The 26,631-nt window shown below is 59.6% G+C and carries 21 protein-coding genes; 8 read left to right on the top strand and 13 right to left on the bottom strand.

From position 1 onward, the window contains the following. Window positions 1–155: 155 nt before the first annotated feature. The 6 genes from FFS21_RS10270 (at window position 156) to FFS21_RS10245 (ending at window position 6,609) form a co-directional block, all read left to right on the top strand. Window positions 156–1,700, top strand: a complete 1,545-nt coding sequence (locus tag FFS21_RS10270; protein ID WP_137924733.1) for an ArnT family glycosyltransferase — start codon at window positions 156–158, stop codon at window positions 1,698–1,700. Then, window positions 1,697–2,167: a GtrA family protein gene (locus FFS21_RS10265; protein WP_137924732.1), complete on the top strand. Its 471-nt coding sequence runs from the start codon at window positions 1,697–1,699 to the stop codon at window positions 2,165–2,167. Before FFS21_RS10270 ends, FFS21_RS10265 begins: the two co-directional genes overlap by 4 nt. Continuing rightward, window positions 2,164–3,591, top strand: coding sequence for a UbiA family prenyltransferase (locus FFS21_RS10260; protein WP_137924731.1), 1,428 nt, complete (start codon window positions 2,164–2,166; stop codon window positions 3,589–3,591). Before FFS21_RS10265 ends, FFS21_RS10260 begins: the two co-directional genes overlap by 4 nt. Continuing rightward, window positions 3,588–4,913: an FAD-binding oxidoreductase gene (locus FFS21_RS10255; protein ID WP_137924730.1), complete on the top strand. Its 1,326-nt coding sequence runs from the start codon at window positions 3,588–3,590 to the stop codon at window positions 4,911–4,913. The genes FFS21_RS10260 and FFS21_RS10255 overlap by 4 nt, the downstream gene beginning before the upstream one ends. Window positions 4,914–4,918: 5 nt before the next feature. Further along, the gene (locus FFS21_RS10250; RefSeq protein ID WP_137924729.1) at window positions 4,919–5,656 is read left to right on the top strand and encodes an SDR family oxidoreductase; all 738 of its coding nucleotides are present in this window, start codon (window positions 4,919–4,921) and stop codon (window positions 5,654–5,656) included. Window positions 5,657–6,066: 410 nt separating this feature from the next. Then, a complete protein-coding gene (locus FFS21_RS10245) occupies window positions 6,067–6,609 on the top strand; it encodes a cupin domain-containing protein (protein WP_137924728.1) in 543 nt (180 codons plus the stop codon). A 41-nt stretch (window positions 6,610–6,650) separates the two neighbouring features. Here the strand turns inward: FFS21_RS10245 and FFS21_RS32900 are convergent, their stop codons facing one another. The 13 genes from FFS21_RS32900 to tssB all read right to left on the bottom strand — a co-directional run bounded on the left by FFS21_RS32900 (window position 6,651) and on the right by tssB (window position 24,438). Then, window positions 6,651–7,868 (bottom strand): DotU family type IV/VI secretion system protein, encoded by a 1,218-nt coding sequence (locus FFS21_RS32900; protein WP_502705162.1) that lies wholly within the window; start codon window positions 7,866–7,868, stop codon window positions 6,651–6,653. After that, complete coding sequence (gene tssM, locus FFS21_RS10235; protein WP_137924726.1) at window positions 7,868–11,731, bottom strand: type VI secretion system membrane subunit TssM; 3,864 nt, start codon at window positions 11,729–11,731, stop codon at window positions 7,868–7,870. Before tssM ends, FFS21_RS32900 begins: the two co-directional genes overlap by 1 nt. 12 nt (window positions 11,732–11,743) lie before the next feature. Then, the gene (gene tssL / locus FFS21_RS10230; RefSeq protein WP_137924725.1) at window positions 11,744–13,057 is read right to left on the bottom strand and encodes a type VI secretion system protein TssL, long form; all 1,314 of its coding nucleotides are present in this window, start codon (window positions 13,055–13,057) and stop codon (window positions 11,744–11,746) included. Next, complete coding sequence (tssK, locus tag FFS21_RS10225; protein ID WP_137924724.1) at window positions 13,057–14,400, bottom strand: type VI secretion system baseplate subunit TssK; 1,344 nt, start codon at window positions 14,398–14,400, stop codon at window positions 13,057–13,059. The genes tssL and tssK overlap by 1 nt, the downstream gene beginning before the upstream one ends. Before the next feature lie 3 nt (window positions 14,401–14,403). Next, entirely contained in the window at window positions 14,404–14,922 is a 519-nt protein-coding gene (tssJ, locus tag FFS21_RS10220; protein ID WP_137924723.1) for a type VI secretion system lipoprotein TssJ, read from the bottom strand. 2 nt (window positions 14,923–14,924) lie between these two features. Beyond that, window positions 14,925–15,206, bottom strand: a complete 282-nt coding sequence (locus FFS21_RS10215; protein ID WP_137924722.1) for a PAAR domain-containing protein — start codon at window positions 15,204–15,206, stop codon at window positions 14,925–14,927. 118 nt (window positions 15,207–15,324) lie between these two features. Further along, window positions 15,325–16,524 (bottom strand): type VI immunity family protein, encoded by a 1,200-nt coding sequence (locus tag FFS21_RS10210; protein WP_171020369.1) that lies wholly within the window; start codon window positions 16,522–16,524, stop codon window positions 15,325–15,327. Window positions 16,525–16,567: 43 nt separating this feature from the next. After that, window positions 16,568–17,767 carry a type VI immunity family protein gene (locus FFS21_RS10205; protein ID WP_137924720.1) on the bottom strand — a complete coding sequence of 400 codons (1,200 nt, stop codon included), beginning with the start codon at window positions 17,765–17,767 and terminating at the stop codon, window positions 16,568–16,570. 24 nt (window positions 17,768–17,791) lie between these two features. Then, entirely contained in the window at window positions 17,792–18,976 is a 1,185-nt protein-coding gene (locus FFS21_RS10200) for a VRR-NUC domain-containing protein (RefSeq protein WP_137924719.1), read from the bottom strand. Window positions 18,977–18,990: 14 nt separating this feature from the next. Next, window positions 18,991–21,612: a type VI secretion system Vgr family protein gene (locus tag FFS21_RS10195; RefSeq protein WP_171020368.1), complete on the bottom strand. Its 2,622-nt coding sequence runs from the start codon at window positions 21,610–21,612 to the stop codon at window positions 18,991–18,993. Window positions 21,613–21,757: 145 nt separating this feature from the next. Then, entirely contained in the window at window positions 21,758–22,243 is a 486-nt protein-coding gene (locus FFS21_RS10190; RefSeq protein ID WP_137924717.1) for an Hcp family type VI secretion system effector, read from the bottom strand. Between the two features lie 109 nt (window positions 22,244–22,352). Then, window positions 22,353–23,846 carry a type VI secretion system contractile sheath large subunit gene (gene tssC, locus FFS21_RS10185; RefSeq protein ID WP_137924716.1) on the bottom strand — a complete coding sequence of 498 codons (1,494 nt, stop codon included), beginning with the start codon at window positions 23,844–23,846 and terminating at the stop codon, window positions 22,353–22,355. Between the two features lie 58 nt (window positions 23,847–23,904). Further along, entirely contained in the window at window positions 23,905–24,438 is a 534-nt protein-coding gene (tssB, locus tag FFS21_RS10180; protein ID WP_137924715.1) for a type VI secretion system contractile sheath small subunit, read from the bottom strand. Between the two features lie 601 nt (window positions 24,439–25,039). Between tssB and FFS21_RS10175 the strand changes: the two genes are divergently transcribed. Beyond that, window positions 25,040–25,642, top strand: a complete 603-nt coding sequence (locus tag FFS21_RS10175; RefSeq protein ID WP_137924714.1) for a TagK domain-containing protein — start codon at window positions 25,040–25,042, stop codon at window positions 25,640–25,642. Beyond that, a complete protein-coding gene (locus FFS21_RS10170; protein ID WP_249359270.1) occupies window positions 25,632–26,471 on the top strand; it encodes a type VI secretion system accessory protein TagJ in 840 nt (279 codons plus the stop codon). Before FFS21_RS10175 ends, FFS21_RS10170 begins: the two co-directional genes overlap by 11 nt. Window positions 26,472–26,631 lie beyond the last annotated feature (160 nt).

Genomic DNA, 26,631 nt, shown 5'->3' with positions numbered 1-26,631 from the left:
GGTCACGTGAATTCCTTTAGGAATTCCGGCTGAACCTCCTCCGCGGCAGTGGGTGCGCTATCCAACAGACCCTCCGATTGCACCGCCAGATACTGCGCTGGTCTGCCCGGGGTCTTTGTTGCCCGGCTGCCTGACGCCTCAAGGAGAGAGCCGACGTGCTGCCCAACGCCAATGCGAACGATGCCGTAGCTGCCCACGTGGTCAGGCCCCGTCTGCCCGCGCATGGGTTGGCGTGGGCGTTCCCGGTGGGTTACGTGCTGCTGTGCATGCTCTATGGTGCCGTGGCCTGGCTGTCCTACGGCTACGACGACGAATTCTCGAACATCCTGCAAGTGGAGCGCCACGGCTTTGGCGTGGTGGCGCTGATGCAGACGCAGGATGTCCATCCGCCCGGCTCCTACTTCATCAACTGGCTGTTCCACAGCGTCACGGGCGATTGGTCGCTGGTGCGGCTGGCCACGGCTTTGCTGACTGTGGCGTCGCTGGTCTACGCCACCGAGGCTATCCGTCAGCGCCACGGCGAGCGCGCGGCGGGGCTGCTCTTCGTGCTGCTGTGCCTGAACCCCGCCATCCTGATGTGGTGCACGGGGTTGCGGTGGTACGCCTACTTCGTACCTGTGCTGATCTGGCTCAGCATCACGCCGCGCCGCGATGGCTGGCGCTACTGGGCCAAGTGTTTCGGCGGACTGGTGGTGCTCGGCTACATCGGCTATGCGGTGTTTGTCGTGGCGCTGCCGGTGTTGCTGCTCTACTGGGCGGGCTCGCAGCAAACGGTGCGACAGAAACTCTCGGGCATCTTCTGGGGCGGGCTGATCGGCGCCCTGCTCTATGCCTACCAGTTCCATGTGTTCCTGACCGTCCATCTGCTGTCGAAGGATTCGCAGGTCACGTCGATGGCCAGCAACTTCATGGGCTTTGCCATCGCACAGGTGTCCAATCAGGGCGTGTTCCCGATATCAGTGCCCGCCGTGCTGTCGGCGCTGGGCCTGGCGGGCATGGTGATCTTCGCGGTGCTGGGCAACCCGGCGAACCTGCGCGACCGATACCTGCATGCCTACGGCATCGGCGCGGTAGCGACCATCGCGCTCGGCATCGCCGGCAAATGGCGCAACCTCGTGATCATCTCGCCATGGCAGGCGCTATGGCTGGCCACGCTGGACGTGCCGCAGCGCCGCATGCGCGCGTTCCTGTGGAGTTTTGCGCTGCTGGCCGTGGCCAATCTCTGGGGCGTCTACAACGTGGCGACGCATCAGGACACCACCAAGAACAGTTGGGACCTGCGCATCGGGCCGGTGCTGGCCGATCTCGCGCGCGAACGTGACGCCTGCAATGACGACCTGGTCATCGTGGCGCACGATCCGGCGCTGAGCTGGCATGTGGATCATGCGGGCTTTGTGCAACTGGGGCCGTTTTCGCGCCAACACCTGCCGGCAGCCACGCTCGATGCGCCGCACCGCTGCGTGGTGGTGGTGCGCAGTTTTGCGGGGCACCTTGGCGACGATGAGTACGCGCGCATGGTCACTCAGCTCGGCACGCTTGGCACCGCCGAAGGCACACCGCGCCAGTATGGCCGCGACGGGTTCTTCCGCATCAAGCAGCGGCTTGACGCGCGCTATCCCGAATACCAGTTCGAGATCACCACGTACCGCAACGTGAACAGCGTGGCGGGCCTCACCGCATGGCAGCCGCTGACACCATGAACGAGACCACCCTGGAACCCAGCGGCGCGCGCATCGCCACCACGTATGCGGTGCTGGCCGCCATCGCTATCGTCGTGAACATCGGTGCGCAGGACGCCTTCCTTCAGGTGTACGACGGCGACTACGCAGCGCTGCTGTCCGTGGCCGTGGGCACTGCCGTGGGGCTGGTGGTCAAGTACGTACTCGACAAGCGCTACATCTTCGATTTCCAGGCCGACAACGCCGCGCACGACGCACGCACATTCGTGCTCTACACCGTCATGGGGCTGGCCACCACTGCCATTTTCTGGGCGTTCGAATTCGGTTTCGACTACGTGTTCGGCACGCTCGCCATGCGCTACCTGGGCGGCGTACTGGGTCTGACGCTGGGCTACTACACCAAGTATCAGCTCGACAAGCGCTACGTGTTCCGGCGCGCCGATACCGAGTCATCTGAACTACCCCTTCGCATGGGAGAAGGACAATGAGCCACGCCGCCGTTCCGCTGTGCGTTGACCTCGACGGCACGCTGATCCACGGAGACCTGCTCATGGAGACCTGCGTGGCGCTGCTGCGCAAGAATCCGCTCTACCTCTTCCTGCTGCCGTGGTGGCTGTTCCGGGGCGGCAAGGCACACCTCAAGGCGCAGATTGCCAGTCGTGTGCTGCTCAACCATGCGGTACTGCCTTTCCATCGCGAATTCGTGCAGTGGCTGACCGACGAGAAGCGCGATGGCCGGCAGATCTGGCTGTGCACCGCATCGAACCAGCGTCTGGCCGAGGCCGTGGCAAAGCACCTGCAACTGTTCGATGGCGTGCTCGCCAGTACTGACACGCTGAACCTCTCCGGCAAGCAGAAAGCGGACATGCTCGTGGCCAAGTTCGGCTCGCGCGCCTTCGACTACTGCGGCAACGATCGCGTGGACCTGCACGTCTGGTCCGTCAGCCGGGGCGGCGTGGTGGTCAACGGCCACGGCAATCTGGAAGAACGCGCACGCAAGGTGACCGAGGTCTATCGCACGTTTGGCTCGCCCGGCCACCATGCCCGCGCCGTGTTGAAGCTGCTGCGCCCGCACCAATGGGCCAAGAACGTGCTGTTACTGGTGCCACTGCTGGCCGCGCATCGTGGGCTCGATCCCACGGCACTGGGTCACGCGGCGCTCGGTCTGCTGGCGTTCTGCCTGTGTGCGTCGTCGGTCTACGTGCTCAACGACATGCTCGATGTCGAAGCCGACCGCCAGCATCCGCGCAAGGCATTGCGACCATTCGCCAGCGGCGCGCTGCCGCTCAAGGCTGGCTTTGTGCTGATTCCGCTGCTGCTGTTCGCCACGGCGGGCATTGCCATGCTGCTGCCGCTCAAGTTCGGCCTCGTGCTCGCCGCGTACTACCTGCTGACGCTCGGCTATACGCTCGGCATCAAGCAGTTGGTGATTGTGGATGTGCTGTGCCTGGCCGGTCTTTACACGATTCGCATCGTGGCCGGTGCCGCCGCCGTGGACGTGCCGCTGTCCCTGTGGCTGCTGCTGTTCTCACTGTTCCTGTTCCTGAGCCTGGCGCTGGTCAAGCGCTTTGCCGAACTGCAGGTGATGAAAGGCGAAGGCAAGCTTGAAGCGGCGGGACGTGGATATCGGCTCGACGATCTTGCGCTGCTGGAGAGCCTGGGCACCGGCGCCGGCTATATGTGCGTGCTGGTGCTGGCGCTCTACATCAACAACCCTGTGGTGGAGGTCCTGTATCGCCAGCCGCAGGTGCTGTGGGCGCTGTGTCCGCTGATGCTGTACTGGATCACGCGCGTCTGGGTAGTTTCGCATCGCGGCCAGATGCATGACGATCCGGTGATGTTCGCGCTGCGCGACCGCGCCAGCGTGGTCATTGGCGTGCTGGCAGCGGTGGTGGTCTGGGCCGCGACATGATGCAGCAGACGGTCTATGCCTGGGGACACACGACGCCAAGCGATAGCGAGGTGCGCGCACTGCCCAGCCGCTTCGACACCCTGCCACCCGTGCCCGAAGGCCAGACCATGCTGCCATTCGGCAACGGGCGCAGCTATGGCGACAGTTGCCTGAACCCGGGCGGCACGCTGCTCTCCACGCGCTACCTCGACCATTTCATGGCATTCGATCCGGCGACCGGCGTGCTGCGCTGCGAAGCCGGCGTGTTGCTGGCCGATATCCTGCGCGTAGCCGTGCCGCAGCACTGGTTCCTGCCCGTGACGCCGGGCACGCGATTCGTCACCGTGGGCGGCGCCATTGCCAACGACGTGCACGGCAAGAACCACCTCAGCCACGGCACCTTCGGTCGCCACGTGCGGACGCTGGTGCTGCGCCGCTCCGATGGCACGCTGCTGCAATGCTCGCCCACGGAGAATGCCGACTGGTTTGCCGCGACGATTGGCGGCCTTGGTCTGACCGGCCTGGTGCTATGGGCCGAGATCCAGTTGCGCCCCATCGCTTCGCCGTGGGTGGCCGAGACTACCGAGCGCTTCGGCAATCTCGAGGAATTCTTCGCGCTGTGCCGCGACGCCGACGACGAATACACGGTGGCATGGATCGATTGCGCGGGCGGCACACGCCGTGTTGGGCGAGGACTGTTCACGCGCGCGCATCACGCCGAGGCGGGCGCCGAGCCAGCCGGTCAGCATCGCGCGGCGTCGCGCAGCATGCCCTTCACCCCGCCGTTGTCGTTGGTCAATCGGATCAGCGTCACCGCCTTCAACACGATGCATTTCCACCGCGCCAGCCGCACACCGGCCAGCAGGCTGGCGCATTGCGAAACGTTCTTTTATCCGCTCGATCACATCCTGCAGTGGCATCGTATGTACGGACCGAAAGGCTTCTTTCAGTACCAGTGCGTGATTCCGCCAGAGGATGCGCCGCGTGTATTGCAGACACTGCTGACCGAGATCGGACGCAGCCGTGCCGCGTCGTTCCTGGGTGTGCTGAAACAGTTTGGGCCGCTGGTGTCGCCGGGCTTGTTGTCGTTTCCGCGTCCGGGCATCACGCTGGCGTTGGATTTTCCGAATGCAGGGCACGCGGTGCATGCACTGTTCGAACGACTCGACGCCATCGTGATTGGTGCGGGTGGGCGACTGTATCCGGCCAAGGATGGCCGCATGAGCGGCGCGTGCTTCCGCGCAGGCTTTCCGCAATGGGAAGCCCTCGCACCGTATCTCGATCCGGCGTTTTCGTCGGGCTTCTGGCGACGCGTCACGGATGGGCCATCCCATCGGGAGTAGGAAACATGAAGAAGACCTTGATCATCGGTGCAACGTCGGCCATTGCCGAAGCCACCGCCCGACGCATGGCCCAGCGCGGGGACGCGCTGTTTCTGGTGGGCCGCAGCGCCCCACGCCTCCAGGCCATGGTGGACGACCTGCGCGCCCGTGGTGCCAAGCAAGTGCATATGGCCGTGATGGACGCCAACGACTTCCACGCTCATGACGCGATCCTCCGCGCGGCCGACACGGCCCTGGACGGCATCGACACCGTGCTGATCTCGCACGGCACGTTATCCGATCAAGCCGCGTGCGCGCAGTCGGTTGACCTGACCATGGCCGAGCTTCGCACCAACGCGCTGTCCGTGGTGGCCATGCTGACATTGATCGCCAACCTGTTCGAACGCCGCCGCGCCGGCACCATCGCCGTCATCTCGTCCGTCGCCGGCGAGCGCGGCCGGCAAAGCAATTACGTGTACGGCAGCGCCAAGGCCATGGTCACGGCCTTCATGTCCGGCCTGCGCCAGCGACTCGCCAAGGCAGGCGTGTCCGTGGTCACGATCAAGCCGGGTTTCGTCGATACACCGATGACCAGCGCATTCCGCAAAGGCGCACTCTGGATCAGCCCCGATGCCGCTGCCGGCCACATCGTCAACGCCATCGACAGCGGCGTGGCCGTGGCCTATGTGCCCGGTTTCTGGCGATACATCATGCTGATCATCCGCGCGATCCCCGACGTGGTGTTTCGACGCCTCGCACTTTAAATTTAGTGGGGCTAATGCCTTGTTGTCTGTTAGATCATGCAATGATGCAAAGCCGCAAAATCCCCGCAAACCGTTGGCACGACTAGGCATTCCGCAGGGCAGCTCAATTTCGCCAAACCTGTATAGAAAATGCTAGAAATGCAAAATCAGACAAACTCCTACAGCCGCATGCTGCGACGCACCCTACGATGCATCACAGGACCTTGACCCGTCCTGTATGACAACTCCCCCTGCAGCCCGCCTGACCTCACCGCCAGGCGGGTTCTTTTTTTGGAAGTCGCACCGGGGTGCGATGCCTGTTCCTCGATGAACGTCCACTCTTTGTACGCCACCGCATATTTCCGCCGCGCCGCTTGGTGAACCATCGCTCTTATCCGACCACACCTGCATAGACGGGGGAGAGAGAAGCCATGGGAGACTTGCCCGAACAGCAGCGCCATGCCGGGACCTTCGGGAGTATTCGCGCCCTGCCCGATTCGCCGTGTCCGATCGAGGCATCGTGGATGCGCAGCGGGTCGCCCACCACGCGCTGCAACCTGCATTCGTCCACCGTCGACGGTTTTGCCTGGACCATGGTATGGGACTGCACGCGCAGCTCATTCGAGTGGCACTACGACATCGACGAGATCGTAGTCGTGCTCGAAGGCAGCGTGCGCGTGACTGACAGCCAGGGGGTGACGCACACGCTCGCGGTGGGCGATGTGGGGTATTTCCCGCAAGGTACGTCGTGGTTCTGGGAGGTGGATGACTACGTGCGCAAGGTGGCGTTCTGCCGCAACGAAGTGCCTCGGGGCGTGCGGCTGCCGATGCGGATCGTGCGCCGACTGGTGCGTGAGTTCCACGGCGCCAATCCCATCCGGGCCATTGCACGTATCGCAGGCGAGTGCTGGCGGCGCGTGGTCGGTGTGAGCCGGACCACGGCCACGGTGATGCTGATGGGGATTCCGCTGTAGGCGGGCAGCGCAACTATCGCTGCTCTCGGGTGAGACAAAGACTACCGGCGGTGAGAGGTGTCGGCCCTGGTGGGAGGGCCGCCGCTCGTGGCCGGTGCGGCGTCTCGTCGGCTTCGATCAATGACAATCTCGATACGTCGGTTCAACGCCCTGCCCGTCTCGGTCCCATTGTCGGCGATCGGATCCGCGGACCCGCGGCCGAGTACGGTAATCCTGCCGCCTGCGGCGCCTTTCTCCTGCAAGTATCGGCCCACCGCCATGGCGCGGGCTTGCGATAGCGCCAGATTTACAGCCTCGCCGTTGTATGCCCCCAGAGATGCATCGGCGTGTCCGATAACCGTCACAAGACCATCTGTGTCGTCCAGCACAGTGCCAAGCTGATCAAGCTGCCTGGCGAGTTGTGGCTTGATTACCGCGCTATTGGCTGCGAATCCCGAATCGCTGCTGAAAAGCAGGAAGACACGATCCCCCGTCTTGCCCAGGCTCGTCGTGCCCGATGCGATCTCTGGTGCCAGCAATCGCGCCATGCGTTGGTCCATCGAAGCTTGCTCTGAAAGGACGCGCGCCGAAAGTTGCTCGACCTCTCTGGCCAGCGCCTGATTGTCATTGTGCTGTCGATAGAGAAAGTAGGCCAGGATGCATAGCAACGCAATGCCGGCTCCCACCCACCTCGCCAGCCACACGCGTCCCGCCTTGCGTTCCGCCAGGACGTGTAGGGTGGCGGGCTCCAAGACCGCTGGCGGAAGGAGTATGTACTGCATAGCCGCCGGAGACAGACTATCGTCGTGCCGCTGCGGTACAACGCCTTGATAATTGGAGATCGGGGCACCCCGCTCGTCGCGTAGCCCACGGGATATCAGATGGCCGATAACTTCCAGCGCATCCGCGTGACGTTTGCCGTTGCGCTGCAATTTGGCAATCCATGGACGACACTGTTCGCCGCTGCCATTCTCTTTGTAGTACTCCTTCAGCAGACTCCGCTGCAGCCACAATCCTCTGCAACTATCCGCCCTGCCTCGGATGCGGCTTCCGGCCTGATCCATTGCGGCACAGAAACAGTAGTGAACTGCCTCGATTGCATCGTGATGTAGCGAAGACGCACGACAAGCAGACCTGAACTTTCCAAGCCCACTGCGGGCTTCGGTCTGCAACACATCCATGTGGGCTGCCGATTCCAGGTCCGGACTCAGCGCGTGGAGTGTCCAGAACAAAGGCTGGGCCTGCTGGAGCAGAGAGTTCGTGGCTCGATGTCCGCTCATCATCCCGACCTTCCCGGGCATTGGAATGATTGAAGCATGCCGGTGGTCCATGGATTTGTAAGACTCCCCGTATTGATGTCCAGTTTTGCCTTGCGACCATCGAAGTCATATTCGGCTACGAAGTGGCTGGCAGATGCGGAACCGGCCAGCCGTCCTTTGGCAATCACCCTCAGCAACGCCCACGGTCCGTCTGCCGAAAGCGTAGAAGTATCCGGCCGTACTCGGGGATTTGCCGCAATCCCCGCCCCCTGTCCTCCGCGGGGTCCGGGCCAGGTGATCTTGAGCGGCATCACAGGCCCATGCACATAGCGCTGACTCTGACCATCGAAGTCCATATTCAACTCCATGATCTCGGGGTCGAGCTCTACGACCTTGATATCGACCTTCCACGCCATCTTCTTTCCTCCGGGTTCCCTGAAGAAAACCTCGCGGATATCCCTGGCGCGCTGAAACGGGACGAGACTGGGACCCGCCACGGGCGGCACGTCGGGCGCCGTCAACTTGTAGCGCCACGGTGACACGGTCATATCGACATGAGGGAGCAGGACCTTCTGGAAAAAATCATCGAGCACTCCTCCAGTCGCGAAGATTCTGGCGAAATCCTCTGGATCAACGTCATGCATTGAGTTCACAGAGAACGGATACTTTCCGTCGATTGCGCTTCGGCAGCTTTCCCCTATCACGGCATCCATCTGGGCCACCAGGATATCGCCGATCCCTTTGTTGACGTCGCGCGCGCCCTGCACCACCAGGTCGGCAAGCACGGTTTTGAATGGCGCTGGCAACTTGTCTGCTTCCATGCGGAGTTGCGCGCCGGCGTCCCCCGGTGGCGGCAGGTTGCGAGTGTTCAATGCATTGTTGGCAACCACAAGGCTGGTGTAGTACGCGTTGACCAGTCCGGCAATACTATCGAGCTGTGCCTTGCCGGCAATGGTCGTTGCACTCGCGGGGGTGGCGTCCGCATAACCGGTCACCACTTCCCGCAACGCGGCGAAGCGGCTGTCCACCAGTTCCCGCTCCTGGCGTGCTTCGGCCCGGACTTTCAATCCTGCAAGCCTTTCGGTCTTTTTATCGAGAACAGCAAGCGCCTTGTCGGCTAGTGATTTCTCTTCGTCATCGGTTGGCTTGCTTAATGTCGTTTCATGTACTGTGGCGCGCCCGAGCCGCGCCAGAGGCGAATCCGGCGCAGCGAATGTACGCACGATCTCCAGGTCGAAAGCGAGATTGTTTCCTGTAACGGTCCTGATATCCGAGAGGAACTCGGTCCACAGTTGCGCATACTCGTTCAGATAGAGTCGCCGAATCTCGCGCGTGAGTGGATCGTTAATGGCAAGCTTGCCTGCTACGCTTTCAAGCCTTTTTTTTTGAGCACCGATGCTTTGGCTTCTGCCCATCACCCAGATGTCCATGCGTTGGGCCTCGCCCACAAACTCCGGCAGACGGGAATTGAACAGCTCATGGTAACCCGCGTACGTGAAGAGTCCCGGTATGCCCCGTTCGAGTGGCTCCCCGCTGGCCCGGGTAAATACTGTTCCTGCCTGCGGCCCAACTGCCCGAACCAGCGTGAAATCCTGCGGCGCATCCCCCAGCATGGCCGACTTCGCCCGGTCATACAAACGCTCGACGGACGTACTGCTGTCGAGGAAGTCTCTAGCTGCGCGAATCAATGCCTCATTCTTCGCGTAGGGAGACTGCACCGGTCTCCGACCATCGAGTAATGCGTTCATGTGATCGAGGATGACAACACGATCTCCAAAGGCATCGGCGCCGCTTCCGTTCGTCCAATCGTCTTGCACCCAGTTGCGCACATCCGATGCTTCGTACTTTTCCTTGTCATGCAGCATCAGGTAGATGCGCAAGGTATCGTATGTGTGCTTGGCATCCTGTCTACCCACCGCCTCGCCGAGTACCGATTCGATACGACGCACAAGATACGGCACCAACAGGTTGTCTTCCAGCTTGGCATGGGTCAACGTCGCGGCATCCAGAATTTGCGGTGCGGCATACAATCCGTAGCGCCAGTCCAGGGATGGCGCCGGGAGGTTCAAACCGAGGTGGGTCGGCAAATCCTTGGCGGCTGCCAGCACTTCAGGCGTGACCTGCGGCTGCGGTTCCTTGTAGTACCCCGTCACGGTGCTCGTCAGCATCCTGGCTTTGTCCTGCACCAGGTCCAGATAGTCTCGATTGTTTTTGAAGCTGGCATACAGGGATCCCGCCAGCCACAGGAAAATCACCAATGCGAGACCGTGACCGAGTATTCGCAACAGCCTGAAACGCATTTCCCAGCGAAGATTGGGCTTTACGAGGTGCGCCTCCGGGACGATGATTCCCTTGATGACGTCCTGCAGGAAATAGCTGCGGCTACCGGTCGCGATCGGGGGGGCAGCATATCCGGCGGACTCTCCCAACGCCGACGGCAGGTAATCCGGGTCATCTCCGGTACTCGACTGGTCGCGGTCAAGCCGTCGCAGGAGCGTTCCATGATCAGCCACCACGCTCCCCTCCGTCTGGGCAGCGCTGGTGAAGTACACGCCCCGCAGCATGTGGGTGCGCTCGGTATCGTCGAAGCGGGATCCGAGGAACACTTGCGAGAGCATGTCGACCAGCGGCTCGGTCAGGCAAGTCACTTCCTGGGGCAGCCCAAAGAGCGCCTTTCGCCGATTGGTGTCGTACTCTTCATACAGCCGCGCGTCCAATCCGCTCTGCAATCGCTTGACCAGCAACGCCATTTCATGGCGGCATTGCTGGTCAAGCGGTACAACCGCCTCCCCCCGCTTGCGAGGCCTATTGCGATAGGGCAGCGTAAAGCCCCAAGGCTGTGCGCGCCCCTCGCTGCCGAGATATTGAAAATAATCCTCGAAACCGGAAAGCAGATCCATCTTCGTGACCAGCACGTAGATCGGAAATTGAATGCCGAGGTCACGACGCAAGTCACCAAGCCGAGCGCGCAGGCTCGCCGCTTCAAGCGCACGCTCCTGGTGCGTCTGGGTCAGGAGCGCCTGCACGCTGATTGCAACAATGACGCCATTGATTGGTGCGCGGCTACGGTGCTTGCGCAGCATGCCGAGAAACCCTGTCCATTCCGCCGAGTCAACTCTCGCGTCCCTTTCGTGGGTGGTGTAGCGACCGGCCGTATCGATCAAGATCGCTTCGTTCGTAAACCACCAATCCGTATTGACGGTGCCGCGCAGGGTTCGCGCCGCCTTGCTCATCTGTTCAGGTAGCGGGAACTGCATGCCGGCATTGAGTAGCGCGGTGGTCTTGCCGACGCCTGGCGCCCCGACCGTCATGTACCACGGCAACTCATAGAGATAGCGCTGTCCCTCGAAAAGGCGCGCCAGGCCGCGGTGGGTGCGCATGCTCTTGAGCTGGTTCAATGCTTCGCAGACGACGATGCGCACCTTTGCGATGTCCTCCTTGCCGACGAGTTCTGGTCGCTTGGCGCCAAAATTGAGAATCTTGTCGAGCGACGATCCATCGGCTTGCGAGCGACGGAGGAACTGATAGACCTCGTAAGACACGACGACGAAAATGAGCGCCGCGATGATAACGACTCGGACCGTCTCGGATGACAGCGGATGCACGCTGTCGAATGCAAGCAAGGGACCTGCATACCAAATCAGCACACAGAGCGCACCCACTGCGATCAGCGCAATGGACCACCGTCGGAGCAGGAACATCCCCAGCGCCAACAAGAGAACAATGACCGTGACCCGAGCTCCGATTCCGGAGAGAGGTTGAAGTCCGCCAAAACTCAATAGCGGTCCAATGAACCAGACGGCGAGCCCCACGACGGCCAACGCCAGGATAAGCAGCGTCTGCCGAGAGCACAGCACGGCGACACAACGTTTCAGGAATTCCATACCGTATCTCTGTTAATGCGTCACCACAATTTCCACACGCCGATTCCGGGCGCGTTCCGCGGGCGTCTTGTTGGGACCTATCGGTATGCTCTCGCCCTTTCCGCTCGCCTCCAGGCGGCCCTTGGCTACGCCTCGTCCTGCGAGGTATTCGACAACGACCGCCGCCCTTTCTTCGGACAGGATCTGATTGGAAGGAAACCGCCTAGTCTTGATAGGAGCATTGTCCGTGTGGCCAACCACCGTCACCTTGCCTTTGATCTTGTTGATTTCGCTTGCGACCTTGTCCAATACCGGAAGAATGTCTTTGCTGACATCGACTTGTCCCGCCGAGAACATGTCGTCGCCGCGGAAGATCACTTCGCTGCGCGTCGCGTCTTCATTGACACTGACAACGCCCCGTGCAATCTCATCCTTCAGCAGATCCGTCAGACGCAATGCCTTGGGAGGCTCCGGTGGTGTGGCGTGACCGATAGCGATGATCTGTTGCTCGATGTCATGCGTGCGGAACAGCAGCTGATACTTGAACCACCCGAACAAGCCGAACAGCACGACCGTGAGCAATGAAAACGTGAGCCATACCGGCACCGTGCGCAGAAGCCCCAGTTTGCCTGCCGCTTCGCCGCGCCAATGTGGTGACAAGTCACGTGGCACGCTCTCCCGTGCACCCGTGAGCAGATTCAGCAAACGTTGTCGAATCGCATCCAACTCGCGTTGTCCATCAGTACGCTTGGCATATCGCCCTTGAAATCCCAGGCACAGGATCTGATAGATCACCTCGATCACGTCCATGTGCTCTTGCGGTGAATTCACTAGCCGGCCAAGCACCTGAAAGACTTTTTCGCCCCCATCGCCCTCCTGATGGCACTGGATAAGAAGGCTCTGGATCGCCCAGTTGCCTTGCCGGCCCCAGTACGTACCATTCGCGGCCTCGTCGAGGGCCGTGCACAGGCTGTATCGCGCGGCCAGTGCATGCTCCCTCCGAACGTTGGCTCGGTCGCAGACAGCTTGAAATTGACGGACTTCGTCCACCAGCATTCGCTTCAGCGTGCCGCCGACCCGACTCGCATTAGGCAGTTCCACAGGCAGGTCTGCCAGCGCTCTAAGGAGTGGCTGCGCGGCGGCCAGCAGCGGATTGGTGGCCGCGGCGATGCGCGCGGCGCGTGCCTCGAGCGTCTCCGGCGCAGCCCATTGCCACGGAGCACGCGTGGCGCCCTCCAGCAGCCGTCCGCGCTGCGGGGGCTCCGACGAATCCAGCGCTGAATAGTCGTAAGTGCTGGAATTGGAATCGGCAGCAACGCTGCCTGCGATGTTCGGTGAGTTCTCCATTAGTCCCGCACTCCCCACAACTCGAGCCGCAGCTCAGGGAAACTTCCTGCAACATGTAGTGCAAGTCCGCCGTAGCGCTGTACCTGGCCCCACAATGGGTGGTCCTGCATCAGTTCGAAGTAGACCTGCCCGGCATTGAAGGAGATCTGGCGTGGTGGGACGGGCATTGGTTGCATGGGAATGCCCGGCAAATGGGAGCGAATCAGTTCGGACAAACGTTCCGATGGCCCCGCCTTGGCCTGCGCCGGGAATTGTTGGAGCAACACATCCGCCGGCATCTGGGCGCCCACAGCCAGCACAAAGGTTCCGAATCGCTCGAACTCCGCTGGGTCCAGTACTGCCACGCGAATGCCATGAGACTGGTCGCGCAACTCGATGCGTTGCGCACTGCGCTCCAGCACGACGTTCAGGAGGAACCGCAGATCATCCACAACAGGCTTGATGCATGTATGAGGCTCGTCATGGCGATAGGCGTCATAAGCCTTGGGCCTGCGCGTAGCCGTCCGCACGAACGTTGAAAGTTCGCCAGCAAAGGCGATCAATTCAGCGTACATGGCTTCCGGCGAAGCCGCCTTCGCGTCGAGCATGTGTGTCAACACCGGCTCATAGCGATTCAGCAATTGAAGAATGAGGTACTCCGAGACCTCCGCCGACTCCGCTCCCCGCGTGCTTGACGCCGTCAGGCGCTCCGCCATCGCATTCGCGCGAAGACGCAGCAATCCATGTACCTCACTCAGCCACGTCTGCAGTTGCGAACTCGCCGTATAGACGTTGACCGGCGGAATCAGCGCGGCATCCAATCGGGCACTACCGTCCGCGCGGATCTCGATCACCCTGGCGAGCGGCAATCCCAGCCAGGATTGCGTCAGCTCCCTTTCGGGCAGCAGTCGCAGGCGCATATCGCCCAGTTGCACCAGCTTTGCCCCCTGGGAAATGGAGTTGGCATCGAGCAACTCTTCCTCGAAGCTACGAAAGCGAGCGAGAGAATCTGCGGCATCCTCGAAGTTCGTCTCTTCCGTGTTCGGCGTGCGGATGGGGACGGCCAGATAGATGATCTGATTCAGGTGTTCATGGCGAAGCGCGAGGGGCGAAGGCAGCTTCGCGTGCGCCGGAGCATCGAAGGGTGTGCCATCCTGGAATATCCCGGCGGCACCGGAGATGACCAGTTTGCCAAGAGGGAGCGCTTCGGCATCGACGACCAGATGGTGGAAGCCCCAGAAAAATGGACTCAGTGCTGCCGCGCGCTTGTGAGCAAAATGCTCCAGGTAGCGTTCCTGCTGCTGGAAAAGCTGAGGGCGCAAGAACAGCCCCTCGCTCCAGACGACCTTGTTATACCAGCTCATGAATCAGTCAGGTTTTGAAACGGTAATCGATTGCTGATCAAGTACGACCTGCAACTTGACCTTGCGTGATGGCACCACCGCGCGATACCAGGAGACCTCTGGCGCCGGCGGCAGCTTGTAGACGGCACGCCATGTGGCCTTGCCGAGATCGCGATAGCCAACCAGAACCCCCAATGCTGTGGTCTCGGGATTCAGCTTGCGCTCGATATTTCGGGATTCGCCAGGCCGCAGAATGAACTCATTGCGCATCAGCATGTCCTGTGTCAGAACGTTTTTGTCGTTTTTGTCGAGCGAGAAATAATCAGCACCCTGAAACGTGAACTCCGTCTTGAGTTCATAAAGGCGTACCTGCACGGGTGAAGCTCTGTCCTTTTCGTCGGGGTTTACGGCCAACCCGGCTTTGATTGCCAAGTCCAACTTGATCGGTTCCTTTGGTGATGTGGCTTGGGGTCCGGTACAAGCTGCAAGGAGGAGGACCGCAAGCAATACGACCGCTGGTGTCGCTCGATGCGATGCGAACATTCCTAGTCTCCCACCGCTGCATTGCCGCTCGCGATCAACACGCAACCACATTCGCTATGGCAGCCGTCCACGGCAACGGGAACGCCACCCATCGTGACAGTGGGATGCGCGTCTACAATCTTGTTGACACCATGCGGACGACCGCCTGGATACTTCTGGGGGCAGTCCACCAGATCACCGAGGCGCGCAATGGCCTTGCCGCCTACGGTGTGCGTCGGAGACCCGCTGATCACCTTCCCGCCGTGGTCGGTAGTGTCACCAACCGTGATAATGCCCAGACTCATATGTACTATCTCCTGCCTTTAAGTTGCGTCAAATTCACGCTGTTCGTTCTCACTTTGACCGCTATCACGAACAATGAGCGCGATGCCGTCAGGGTCCAGTCGAGCACCTCACCGTGATTCAGATCGCGTCATGAATGAGGTGCCAGACGACCTGATTCCCCGCATCGCTACGTTCGGGGCCTGGCATGACGTCCCCGGCTTTGACGTGGACGATTTGATTACCTAGATGGTTGGCCACCCACCGTCCGCTATGGGGACACGTCTGGAATGGCAGTGCGGACATTCCTCGACTCGCCTGCGGCGTGCCGTCATCCATTGAGGCATCCGGTTCGTCGAATCTCGCAACCCACCGCCGTGTTTCCTCTTCGGCAAAGCTCTCGACGCCTTCCATATAGGAATGCATGGATTTTCGAAGCGGATTTCTCAGTCCTTTGATCACACGATTTACGAAGATGTACGGATCAAGCGGGCCTTCCTCCGGTGCGCCCAGTAGTGGGAAGCGTCCCGCCCGGATAATCAGCGCATTGCCACAACGCTCGATGTCGATGTCCTCGCGGGCAAGACGCTCTCGTACCGTTTGCTCGCCGCCCAACTTTTCAACGAAGGGCTCGCCAAGTACGGTGTACCAGTTGGTGCTTTTGATATAACCCGCTTCGAACTGGCGGCTTTCTGCAAAGGCCCACGAGTCCACCTCGAGACCTGTAAAGCGTTGTGCAAGTTGATACTCCATCGGCATGTACCGATCGAAGTCATAGGGTAGGACCGCGGACAATCCGCCATATCCGCCTCTGACCGGAAGTGTTGTACAGCAGAAATTCATGAAGGCGTGGTACTGCGCTAACCCTTCCTCGCGTTCTGCGAAAGACCATGGCAGTATGAATTTTATATAAGACAGGTCACCGTAATGCGTCTCGTGATAATCACGCGCTGTAAGCGATTTGATTAAATATTCCGGTGCAGTGTAGTAATCCGTTGCATCGCAGAAAACAAACTCAGCTGCGTAGTTGACGTCGGTCGACAAGATGTACTGTCGCATCGACTCAATGCCTTTAATCGTCTTGCGTGAGTACTTTGTGTCGGCCATTCTTCCGCCACTCAACTTGTCTCCATACGATGCGCGAAATTTGTCGAAGCAATGCAGCAATGCCTGCCGTATGGCCGGTTGAGATCCCCGCTCAAAGAACAGCGTGCCAATCAGTGCAGGACGAATGACTATGCGATTGCCATCCGATGGGTCTGCGAAGGTCAGTTCGTGGCCGTAGCGCCCAATGGCTTCGGTGGGTGTCAGCGGCGAGAAAGAAGTAACGATTTGAGTCATATCCATTCTTATGCGAAAGCAAGCGGCAGTCAGCAGTCAGCCGTCACTGCGCCTCATGAATGAGGTACCAGACGACCTGATTCCCCGCATCGCTACGCTCGGGTCCTGGCATGAAGTCTCCGGCTTTGACATGGACGATTTGATTGCCTAAATGGTTGGCCAGCCATCGTCCGCTACGGGGACACGTCTGGAATGGCAGTGCGGACATTCCTCGACTCGTCTGCGGCGTGCCGTCATCCATTGGAGCATCCGGTTCGTCGAATCTCGCAACCCACCGCCGTGTTTCCTCTTCGGCAAAGCTCTCGACGCCTTCCATATAGGAATGCATGGATTTTCGAAGCGGATTTCTCAGCCCTTTGATCACACGATTCACGAAGATGTACGGATCAAGCGGGCCTTCCTCCGGTGCGCCCAGTAGTGGGAAGCGTCCCGCCCGGATAATCAGCGCATTGCCACAACGCTCGATGTCGATGTCCTCGCGGGCAAGACGCTCTCGTACCGTTTGCTCGCCGCCCAACTTTTCAACGAAGGGCTCGCCAAGTACGGTGTACCAGTTGGTGCTTTTGATATAACCCGCTTCGAACTGGCGGTTCTCCGCGAAGCCCCACGAGTCGACCTCGAGACCCGTGAAGCGTTGCGCAAGTTGATACTCCATCGGCATGTACCGATCGAAGTCATAGGGTAGGACCGCGGACAGTCCGCCATATCCGCCTCTGACCGGAAGTGTTGTACAGCAGAAACTCATGAAGGCGTGGTACTGCGCCAGTCCTTGCTCACTTTCCGCGAATGACCACGGCAGTATGAATTTTATGTACGAGAGTACACCATACTTTTCTTCTAAAAGATTTTGTTTGGTCAAAGATTTAACCAAATACTCCGGTGCGGTCATATGATTCACTGCATCACAAAGTACAAATTCAACCGTTCGATTAATATCAGTCGACACGATGTGCTGTCGCATCGACTCAATGCCTTTAATCGTCTTGCGCGAGTACTTTGTGTCGGCCATTCTTCCGCCACTCAACTTGTCTCCATACGACGCGCGAAATTTGTCGAAGCAATGCAGCAAAGCCTGCCGTATGGCCGGTTGTGATCCCCGCTCAAAGAACAGCGTGCCAATCAGTGCAGGACGAACGACTATGCGACTATCATCCGATGGGTCTGCGAAGGTCAGTTCGTGGCCGTAGCGTTCCATGGCTTCGGTGGGTGTCAGCGGCGAGAATGGCATCGTGATCGAGGTCATATGTAGATGGAGAACGAAGAGGGGTCAGGCAGTAGCCAAGGCTCCCGCGCTCCCGATAGCCAGCAGCGCCAGCAGTGCTGCAAGCAGCGCTTCTGAAATGGCGACAACAACAATGGCGCCGGCAAGCGCCAATGCCACCACTGCTACCGTCGCGGCAACCGTGATGACGATTTGTCCCCAATCGATTTCCTTGATTTGTTCCCACGCCAGATCGGTCTGTCGCTGGACCTCTCGCCAGGCGGCGATCAGGATCTCCTGCGTCCAACGTACTACTGCCTGGCCGCTCTCATTGATCCAGATCCACGTACCGGTTGCGGCATCTCGAATCCACTTTCCGGCTTCGAAAAGCCATGCGGCCTGGCGTCGTAACCACGCCTGCGTTTCGACAGACAAGTCACGGATACCTCGACGAGCTTCGTCGATAAGAGACTTCACATCTCTACTGATGTTTTCCACATCGTCATGGATCTGATTTAGCCATTGTTCATAGAACGCGGGCTCGGCTATGGGACTGCGTGACCGAACTGGTGCTCGTGTTCGGTCATCATTCGGAAACGGAAGCGGCACCGAAGAGGATTGTTGGAGCTCTTGCCGAACCCTCTTCAGATCGCCGTAGCAGTCATTCACATCCACGATAACTAATCGTCGAGCGTCATCCCCAGCGATCTGCAAGTATGCGTCTCTCTGCTCCTCGGGTAGCAAATCACCTGGAAATTTCATTTCCACAACACGGCGCAAATTACCTGGATGAACACTGCCTTCATGGTCAGAGGTTGGTAGCCCGGGCCATCTGACATTGGAGCTTTCGACAATAATGATATCCGGCCGACGCAAGAAGCCAGCAATGTACCCCGGGGGAAACGGGTTAAGGCTATGTCGACGGCTTGGCCCCTCTGCAACGTTTCCTTTGCTCAGAAACGGCTTTGGCGGGATATAACTCATATCAAAGCAAACCTCAGCCTTGTAGTGCCAGTAGAAATCCGCGAGGAATTCATCGGCGCGAATCGCAGCGCTTACTACAAGCTGTTGTAACAATGCCTGGGTCGTGGTGCCATCCTTCTTGCGAACTGTTCGGATTCGCGGGAATCGCAGCGCATATTCTGCCTTCTCGGTGAGATAGCCCTTATCGGCAGGGAGAATGCGCCCATACTCCTTACGCTCCTCCAGTGTGGTGCAAGCGGTTCCCACAGTCCTGTACGTGATGTTCATCTGAATGCCTTGCCTCAGTAATAGTCCCGCCCGATCTGGTTGCTCCCACCCCCGGCAAGGTGCCACGCTTCCGTTTGTTGCGAATCTGGCTGCGGGACGTCCAATGTCACGTCTTCGGCGGTTGCAGAGAACAGCTCCAGTGTTTCGCCGTCGCTATTGCTAAGACCCGCTATCACTCGTCCGGAAGCGGTCTTGATGCGATAGGGAAAGTTGGGAACGGCCTGACCGTCAGTCTTATTCTGCAAAACATACTGAGCGCGATATCCCGGTCGAAGCGCGGGCAGCTTGTAGGGAAGAGTGATTGGCCCCGGCATCTCATGCAACGCGGCATGCGCCCTCCAACTCCCCTTGGTGCCATGCTCGATTCCGCTCGCGTTGATGCGGATGTAGCTGCTGCCGCCGTTGATCAGAATCTCCTTCTTCGCGGCAATCTCCACCACCGCAGAGACACTGATGAGCTTGAGTACCTTCTGGGCGATGATCTCGATGTCGTCGGACTGGGCCTGGATGTCAATCTTCCCTTTGGCGGCGAATAGGCGCATGCCCAGCTTCTGGGCGAACAGCACCGCACGATCCGTGACACTGCCGAGAAAGCTCTTTCCCGCAGCCATCGACAGATGCCCGCCTGTCGTGATCGCCGTGTGCCGGCCACTGTGCAGGTGCGTGGTTTCCGTCGCGGCGCTCACGATGCCTGCGGGGCTCGCCACTACGAGGTGCGGCGCGCTCAGTTCCCCCTGTTCGCCCTTGCCACGGATCTCGTCGCTGAGCGTCTTGAGCGCCTGGGCGACGTCAAGTTGCTCGCCGGATTGCGCCTTCTGGTGTGTGGCCTGATCACCGAGGCTCCTCTGGGTCTCGTCTGCGCGCGCGAGTCGTTGCACGGTTTCGTGCATGTCCTTGTGGTGCCCCTGCGCATCGGGGCGAGCTTCGGTACTGACGAGCATGCCCTGACCCGCGCGAAGTACGCCCCATCCGTCGGTGCGCAACTCAAAACCTTCCCCTCGCTTTTCCTTCCGTCCCTCTGCATCGGCAACGCGCGTGATATAGCCGAGGCTCAGCAGTGACGCGTGGTGGTCGCTGCCGATCTGTGTCTGGATCTGCCCATCCGTGTCGTCCTGCAGGAAGGTATTGTGTCGTTCGCCGTGGAGTTCCTTGCTGCGGAACCCTGACAACGCATGCTGGCTCGGCAACTCCCATTGCGGCATATTCACGCGATTGGGCACTCGCCCAATGATGATCGGGCAGTCCGGATCGCCGTTCATGAAATCCACGATCACTTCTTGTCCGATACGCGGCAAGTGGCTCGCGCCGAACTGGTTGCCCTGCCAGGCGGAGGACTGGCGTAGCCAGCAGGAACTATTCTCGTTGCGCTGTCCGATCCGATCCCAGTGAAACTGGACTTTCACGCGTCCGTACTCGTCCACCCAGATCTGCTGGTCTGCGGGTCCCACGACCATCGCGGTCTGCGGTCCATGCGTGCGGGGCTTCATCACTTCCCGGCCCGGACGATAGACCTCCTTCGTTACCTGGGCTTCGAATGCGAATACGCACGCCCAGCGCTGCGGCTGTCCGGATTCTTCCGCCACATCCTCGAGCGTCAGATGCGTGGCGAAGACCAGGTACTCGGTGTTGGCAGCTTCCTGGGGATGGTGCGCGAGTGTGAAGGTACATCCCGCCGGTAGCCCTCGAAGGTTCCCCTTCCCCGCCACCCGGGTGCCGTGTTGGCGCAGCGCTTCCAGGCGGACACGGGAGAGCATGTCCCCTTCCTTCCATGGATCCTTGCCAGTGGCAGGCTGCGCGTAATCCCCCGGCCACTCGTAGACCTCGTGTTCAGCGTGCGCCGTGCGACGCGCATCCCGCGTCCCGACGCTAAGGTCTGCCCGAGGCTTGCCGAAATCGTAGTCGTTTGAAACCCACGCGCCCGAAACGAGCGAGTCGATCGTCGAGAACTCGTAGAGATGCTCCTCGTCGATTCGCCCCGTCGAATCGTGCCACCGCACCGCGTGATATGCAGCGCTCACGGGCTTGCGGAAGGCACCGTTACCATCCGTCAGCACCAGCCGATGGCGGCCGTCCGAATGTTCGAAAAAGAAGCTGATTCCCCATTCTTCAGTCAGCCGCTTGAAGAAGGTGTAGTCGGTCTCGCCGTACTGGACCTGGTACTCGCGCGCCGGATAGCGCGCCACATCCAAGCGCTTTTCCATCGGGAACGCATAGTCGACCAGCAATTCATCGAGTATCTCGATGACTGTCTTCTGCTGAAATATCTTGTGGTCCGATGTGAGCGACGCCAGGAACAGCCACGGACGGAGCGTCAGCGTATAGGCGAAACAACGCCCCTCGCTGGTCGGCCCTTTCACCTCGGTGACAAGCCCGGAAATCTCGCGGCTGCCTGAACCGATGCGCGCCGTCCGGCCCGTTCCGCTCCCATCCAGCTCAATGACAATCGTCAGTTCCCGACCCTGCAACGCAGACATGTCCAGGTTTGCGGCAGGTCCAACGACGGCGTTCAGACTATCTGGCGTCTTGAGCGTGACACGGTACTCGAACAATTCGCAGAGGTCTTCGCGCCCTTCGACGCGCGCAACCGTAAGCGCAGACTGCCCCATCAATGCCGGAAGACCGTCGCCCTTCAGCATGACGGTACGGCTATCGAAGCGGTCAGCCGTACCCGGCAGATTCAACGAGGCATTCATGGTTCTCCTGCACAACGAACGCTTCGCATACGGAAGCTCGCATAGCCTGCCGAAGCGCATGTTGGATGCGCTTCGGCAGGCGCATTTATCAAGCTTCCTTGTTGCCCTTGATGTCGTAGCCGGCCGTCACCGCACCACCGCTACCGCCCTGGGCGTTCTGCACAACGTACTCCTGCTTGATTTTCGAGAACGAGAGCGCCACGGACTCACGCATACGAACCTCATCGTCCACCGAACCCCTCGGCGCCACCTGGGTGACCAGCACGTCCGTCATGGTGAGTTTCAGAAACTCCAAAGGGTTGCCACCGGCCTTGCGGACCACCAGTACAGCCTCGTTGATATGCTTGCCGGTCAGGCAGTACTTCATCAGGTTCGGCGAAGCACGATCGATGAAGTGATCGAACTTCAGGTCGGACACTGTGGCCTTGCCCGCGCCGCCACCGCTGCCGGCATGCATGTTCGACTGCTGCTCGATGCTCCACTCCCAAGCCAGCACTTCAATCTCGTTCTTATGCGACGAATCCTGCGATTCGCCGTCGATCCCATTGATCTTCAGGAAGATGTCCTGTGCCATTACAAAGCTCCTTTACGTTGAGATAGGTACTACCAACAAAGCCACAGTTGCCCCGCAGACCGTGCTCGCCGGCTGCCCGTTGGGCGCTGCGAAGATTCTCTTGGATGCCTTAGGCGGCGTCCTTGACCGAAGGCAGACGCGCCACGAGTCGCAGCGAGACGGTCAGGCCTTCGAGCTGGAAGTGCGGGCGCAGGAAGAACTTCGCGCTGTAGTAGCCCGGGTTGCCGTCCGTCTCCTCGACCACTACTTCGGCGGCGGCCAACGGGCGACGGGCCTTGGTTTCCTGCGACGAGTTGGCCGGATCGGCGTCAACGTAGTTCATGATCCATTCGTTGAGCCAGCGCTGCATGTCCTCGCGCTCCTTGAACGCCCCGATCTTGTCGCGGACGATGCATTTGAGGTAGTGCGCAAAGCGCGAGCATGCGAACAGATACGGCAATCGAGCCGACAGGTTGGCGTTGGCCGTAGCGTCTGCATCGTAATACTCGGCTGGCTTCTGCAATGACTGTGCACCAATGAAGGCGGCATAGTCGGTGTTCTTCCGATGCACCAACGAGATGAAGCCGTTTTTCGACAGTTCGGCCTCGCGCCGATCCGAGATGGCGATCTCGGTTGGGCACTTCATGTCGATACCGCCATCATCCGTTGGAAAGCTGTGGCAAGGCAGGTTTTCCACCACGCCACCGCTTTCCACACCCCGAATCAGCGTGCACCAGCCATAGAGCTTGAATGATCGGTTGATATTGACCGCCATCGCATAGGCCGCATTGCTCCACACGTACTTGCGATGGTCTGCGCCGTCGATGTCCTCCTCGAAATCGAACTCATCCACGGGATTGGTTTTGATGCCATACGGCAAACGGGCCAGGTATCGCGGCATCGCAAGACCCACGTAGCGTGCGTCCTCCGAGTTGCGCAAGCTGTTCCACGGCGCGTACTCCAGGTTCTGGAAGATCTTGGACAGATCGCGCGGGTTAGCCAGCTCTTGCCAGGAATCCATCTGCAGTACGGATGGAGACGCGCCAGCGATAAACGGCGCGTGGGCAGCGGCCGAGATCTTGGCCATCGAGCTGAGCAACTCCACATCGGGAGGTGTGTGGTCGAAGTAGTAGTCGGCAACGAGGCAGCCGTACGGCTCGCCCCCAAGCTGACCATACTCTTCTTCATAGATTCGCTTGAAAAAGGGGCTCTGATCCCAGCCGATGCCCTTGTAGCGCCGCAGGGTTCGGCGTAGTTCTTCCTTCGACATATCCATCACGCGGATACGCAGCTTGTCATCGGTCTCCGTGTTCGAGACCAGGTGGTGCAGGCCGCGCCACGCGGACTCCAGCTTCTGGAAGTCCTGATGGTGCAGGATGAGGTTGATCTGCTCGGAGAGTTTGGTGTCGATGGCACCAATAATGGATTCGATGCTCTTGTAGGCATCGTCGCTCATCGTGAAGGTTGACTTCAGGGCCTGTTCGGCAAGCGTCTTGACGGCCAGATCGACCGCTTCACGGGCCTGGTCGGTCTTGGGCGAGAATTCGCGGTTGATCAGTGACGCGAAGTCGCTCTGATCAACGGTCGTGATGGTCTGTTCTTGATGCTGCTGTGCGGAAGCCATGGATTGCTCGATCAATGGTTTGGATCACGAAGACGCTGAATCTCTTCAGCTGTTTCAGTCAGGATTGGGCTACGTCGCTATCGCCCTCGGTGGCCTGGGGCCTTGGCGCCTTGGCCAGTGCCTGCAGCAAAGCCGGGTCCTGCAGCAGCTGGTTGATCAGCGATTCGGCGCCTGACTTGCCATCCATATAGGTCTGCAGATTGGCCAGTTGGGTGCGTGCCTCCAGAAGTTGCCTGAGCGCATCGACCTTGGCGGCCACAGCGGCCGGAGAAAAGTCCTCGATGCTTTCGAATGTCATGTCAACCATCAACTGGCCGTCGCCCGTCAACGTGTTCGGAACGGCGAATGCTGCACGGGGCCTCATGGCCTTCATGCGTTCATCAAAGTTGTCGATATCGATATCGAGAAATTTTCGGTCGGCAACAGGCGGCAGTGGCTCTGCCGGCCGGCCCGAGAGGTCCGCCAGCACCCCCATGACGAACGGCAGCTCGATGCGTTTCTCGGACCCGTACACCTCGACGTCGTACTCGATCTGCACGCGCGGTGCGCGATTTCGCGCAATGAATTTCTGCGAACTATTCACAACAGACATCAATTCCTCCAACGAGTTGTGTATGAGGCGAGCCGCACGGCATCGGAGCCGTACTGGCCAAGAGGTTCCCGGCCGCTCTCGCGGCGGTGGGCGCGGGGCCAGGGAGGACAGGTATCCGATCACATGCTTTCCGTCCGCCAGATAGATTTCTAGTGGATGCGCGGCACCTGACCGGATTTCAGATATGTTTTCGGGGCGCGGAAGCCGCCACGGACGACCGGCTTTAAAAAACACCTTTTTTAGATTATTTGAAATTAGACGATCGTGCAATTTCATAATTATCCTAAATCACACGAGACAGCTATTTGCGCAATGACAACATCGCAATACCATTAAATATTGAGGATTAACGCGAGAACAGTTCGTTAAAATCTGTTGTAGTTTATGTTTTTTATATGAAAAATTAACAATTCGGTTGCAAATATGTGAATTCATCAATGGAGTTGGGTTGATTGTTATATGTAAATAGCAGAAACCTTATAATTAATTTAAATTAATATTAATCTGACTTTAGTTTTAATAAACTTGAGTAATTTATAGTTCCTAAGCTCCTTGAATTGCGATTATCATCCGCGCTTGAAACGATAAGCAGGAGAAAGGTATGCACATGCGGAACTTGGAAGAGGCCTCTTCAACAGGAGACTCTGAGGCGCCTTCTTCCGAAGACTTGCGGGATACGGACCGCGTGTTTGGTCAATCCTTGCCAGAGCTATCCGATCCGTTTGCATTGCTCTCCTCCGCCGCATGTTCGACGACTACGTCGCAGCCGGATGCAGGAGTTGACGCGCCGGTTGATGTGCTCGAGCAGTTGAAGCGGGAAGCTGAGGCGGCGCTGCGCGATCCGAACTACGTAAGCGAATATTGGTCTCCGGTCGCTGCGCCTGTGGAGCCAGAGGCGACACAATCGGCGTTGGACCCGCTCCATTCGTTGGTCACGGCAGGCCATTGCCACAGCAGCTTGCTGGAACTGCTTGAGGGGTCTGCGAGCATCAACCGGCTGACCGATCCGATCGAATCTCTGGAGAGTCATGAACTGTTCTCCGTGGAACGCGCGCCGGACGTCCTGCGCCTCTTTGCCGGAGACATCGTCTCCATACGCCCCCAGGACGTTGCGGCGCCGCTTGCCCGGCGGGAGCATCACCTTGTCTCGATGGACAGTGCCTATCGCCTCGCCCATGCGGAAGGGGCCGAACTTGGAAAATGATGTGACAACAGGCGGCAGCCCTGCCCGCCTGAATCTCAGCCAGCTACTTGGAGAAGTAGGTACGACGTCCAAGGCGGTAGGCGCTGCCGAGCGCCTGGTGCGCCAACACCCGACTGCATTCGAGGCGCGTTGGCAATTATTTCAATGGCTCTGCATCGTGGGCGCCTGGACCCGCTCACTCGGACTGCTGCAAGTTGCCACACAGTTGAAACCGGACTTTGCGAATCGGGCACATCTGTATCGGGAACTAGTCCGGTCTGAAGTCTTCCGCAGCGAAGTTTTCGAAGGCAAGCGGGAACCGGGCGCGCTGATGCCCATGCCGGATTGGCTGGGACGTCTCAGGGAGGCTGCGACGCTCAGCGGAGCGGGCGATGTATGCGGAGCAGACCGCATCCGTAACCTGGCGTTGACGGAAGCACCGATGTCGGTGGGAGACCACGACGGCACGTCATTCGCCTGGATGACAGACTCCGACACGCGACTGGGACCCACTTGCGAACTCGTCTCGGCGGGCCGCTATACCTGGCTACCTTTCTCGCAAGTTCGCAAGCTTGCCATGCCTCCGGTCGAGGAACTACTGGACCTGATCTGGCGGCCGGTGACCGCAACGCTCATGGACGATACCGTCGTGCATGGCTTTGTTCCGGTCCGCTACCCGGGATCGGAACACGGCAGCGACGAGATCCGGTTGTCGCGGCAAACACAGTGGCTCGAACTTGGTGATACCGGAGTCTTTGGTCGGGGCCAGAAGACCTGGATGACCAACAAGGGAGATATCGGATTGCTCGACGTGGACACGCTGAGTTTTACGGGGGAAAACCGTGATTGAGTTTCACACACCGTCCTGGTTCCAGACACCTTGCCGATTGACACTGCCGGATCAACGGCGGCGCAGATCTCTCGGCCAGGTTCGCTCGGCCCGAAGCCCGGCACTCCTCGAGAAGGCCAGAGTGTCTCGGGATTTCAAGGTCCGCCGCAAGCAACTCCGG

Source organism: Cupriavidus sp. 2SB (assembly GCF_005503625.1).
GTDB lineage: Bacteria > Pseudomonadota > Gammaproteobacteria > Burkholderiales > Burkholderiaceae > Cupriavidus.
The sequence above is the reverse complement of the archived record's forward strand: the minus strand, read 5'-3'. Positions and strand labels throughout refer to the sequence as shown.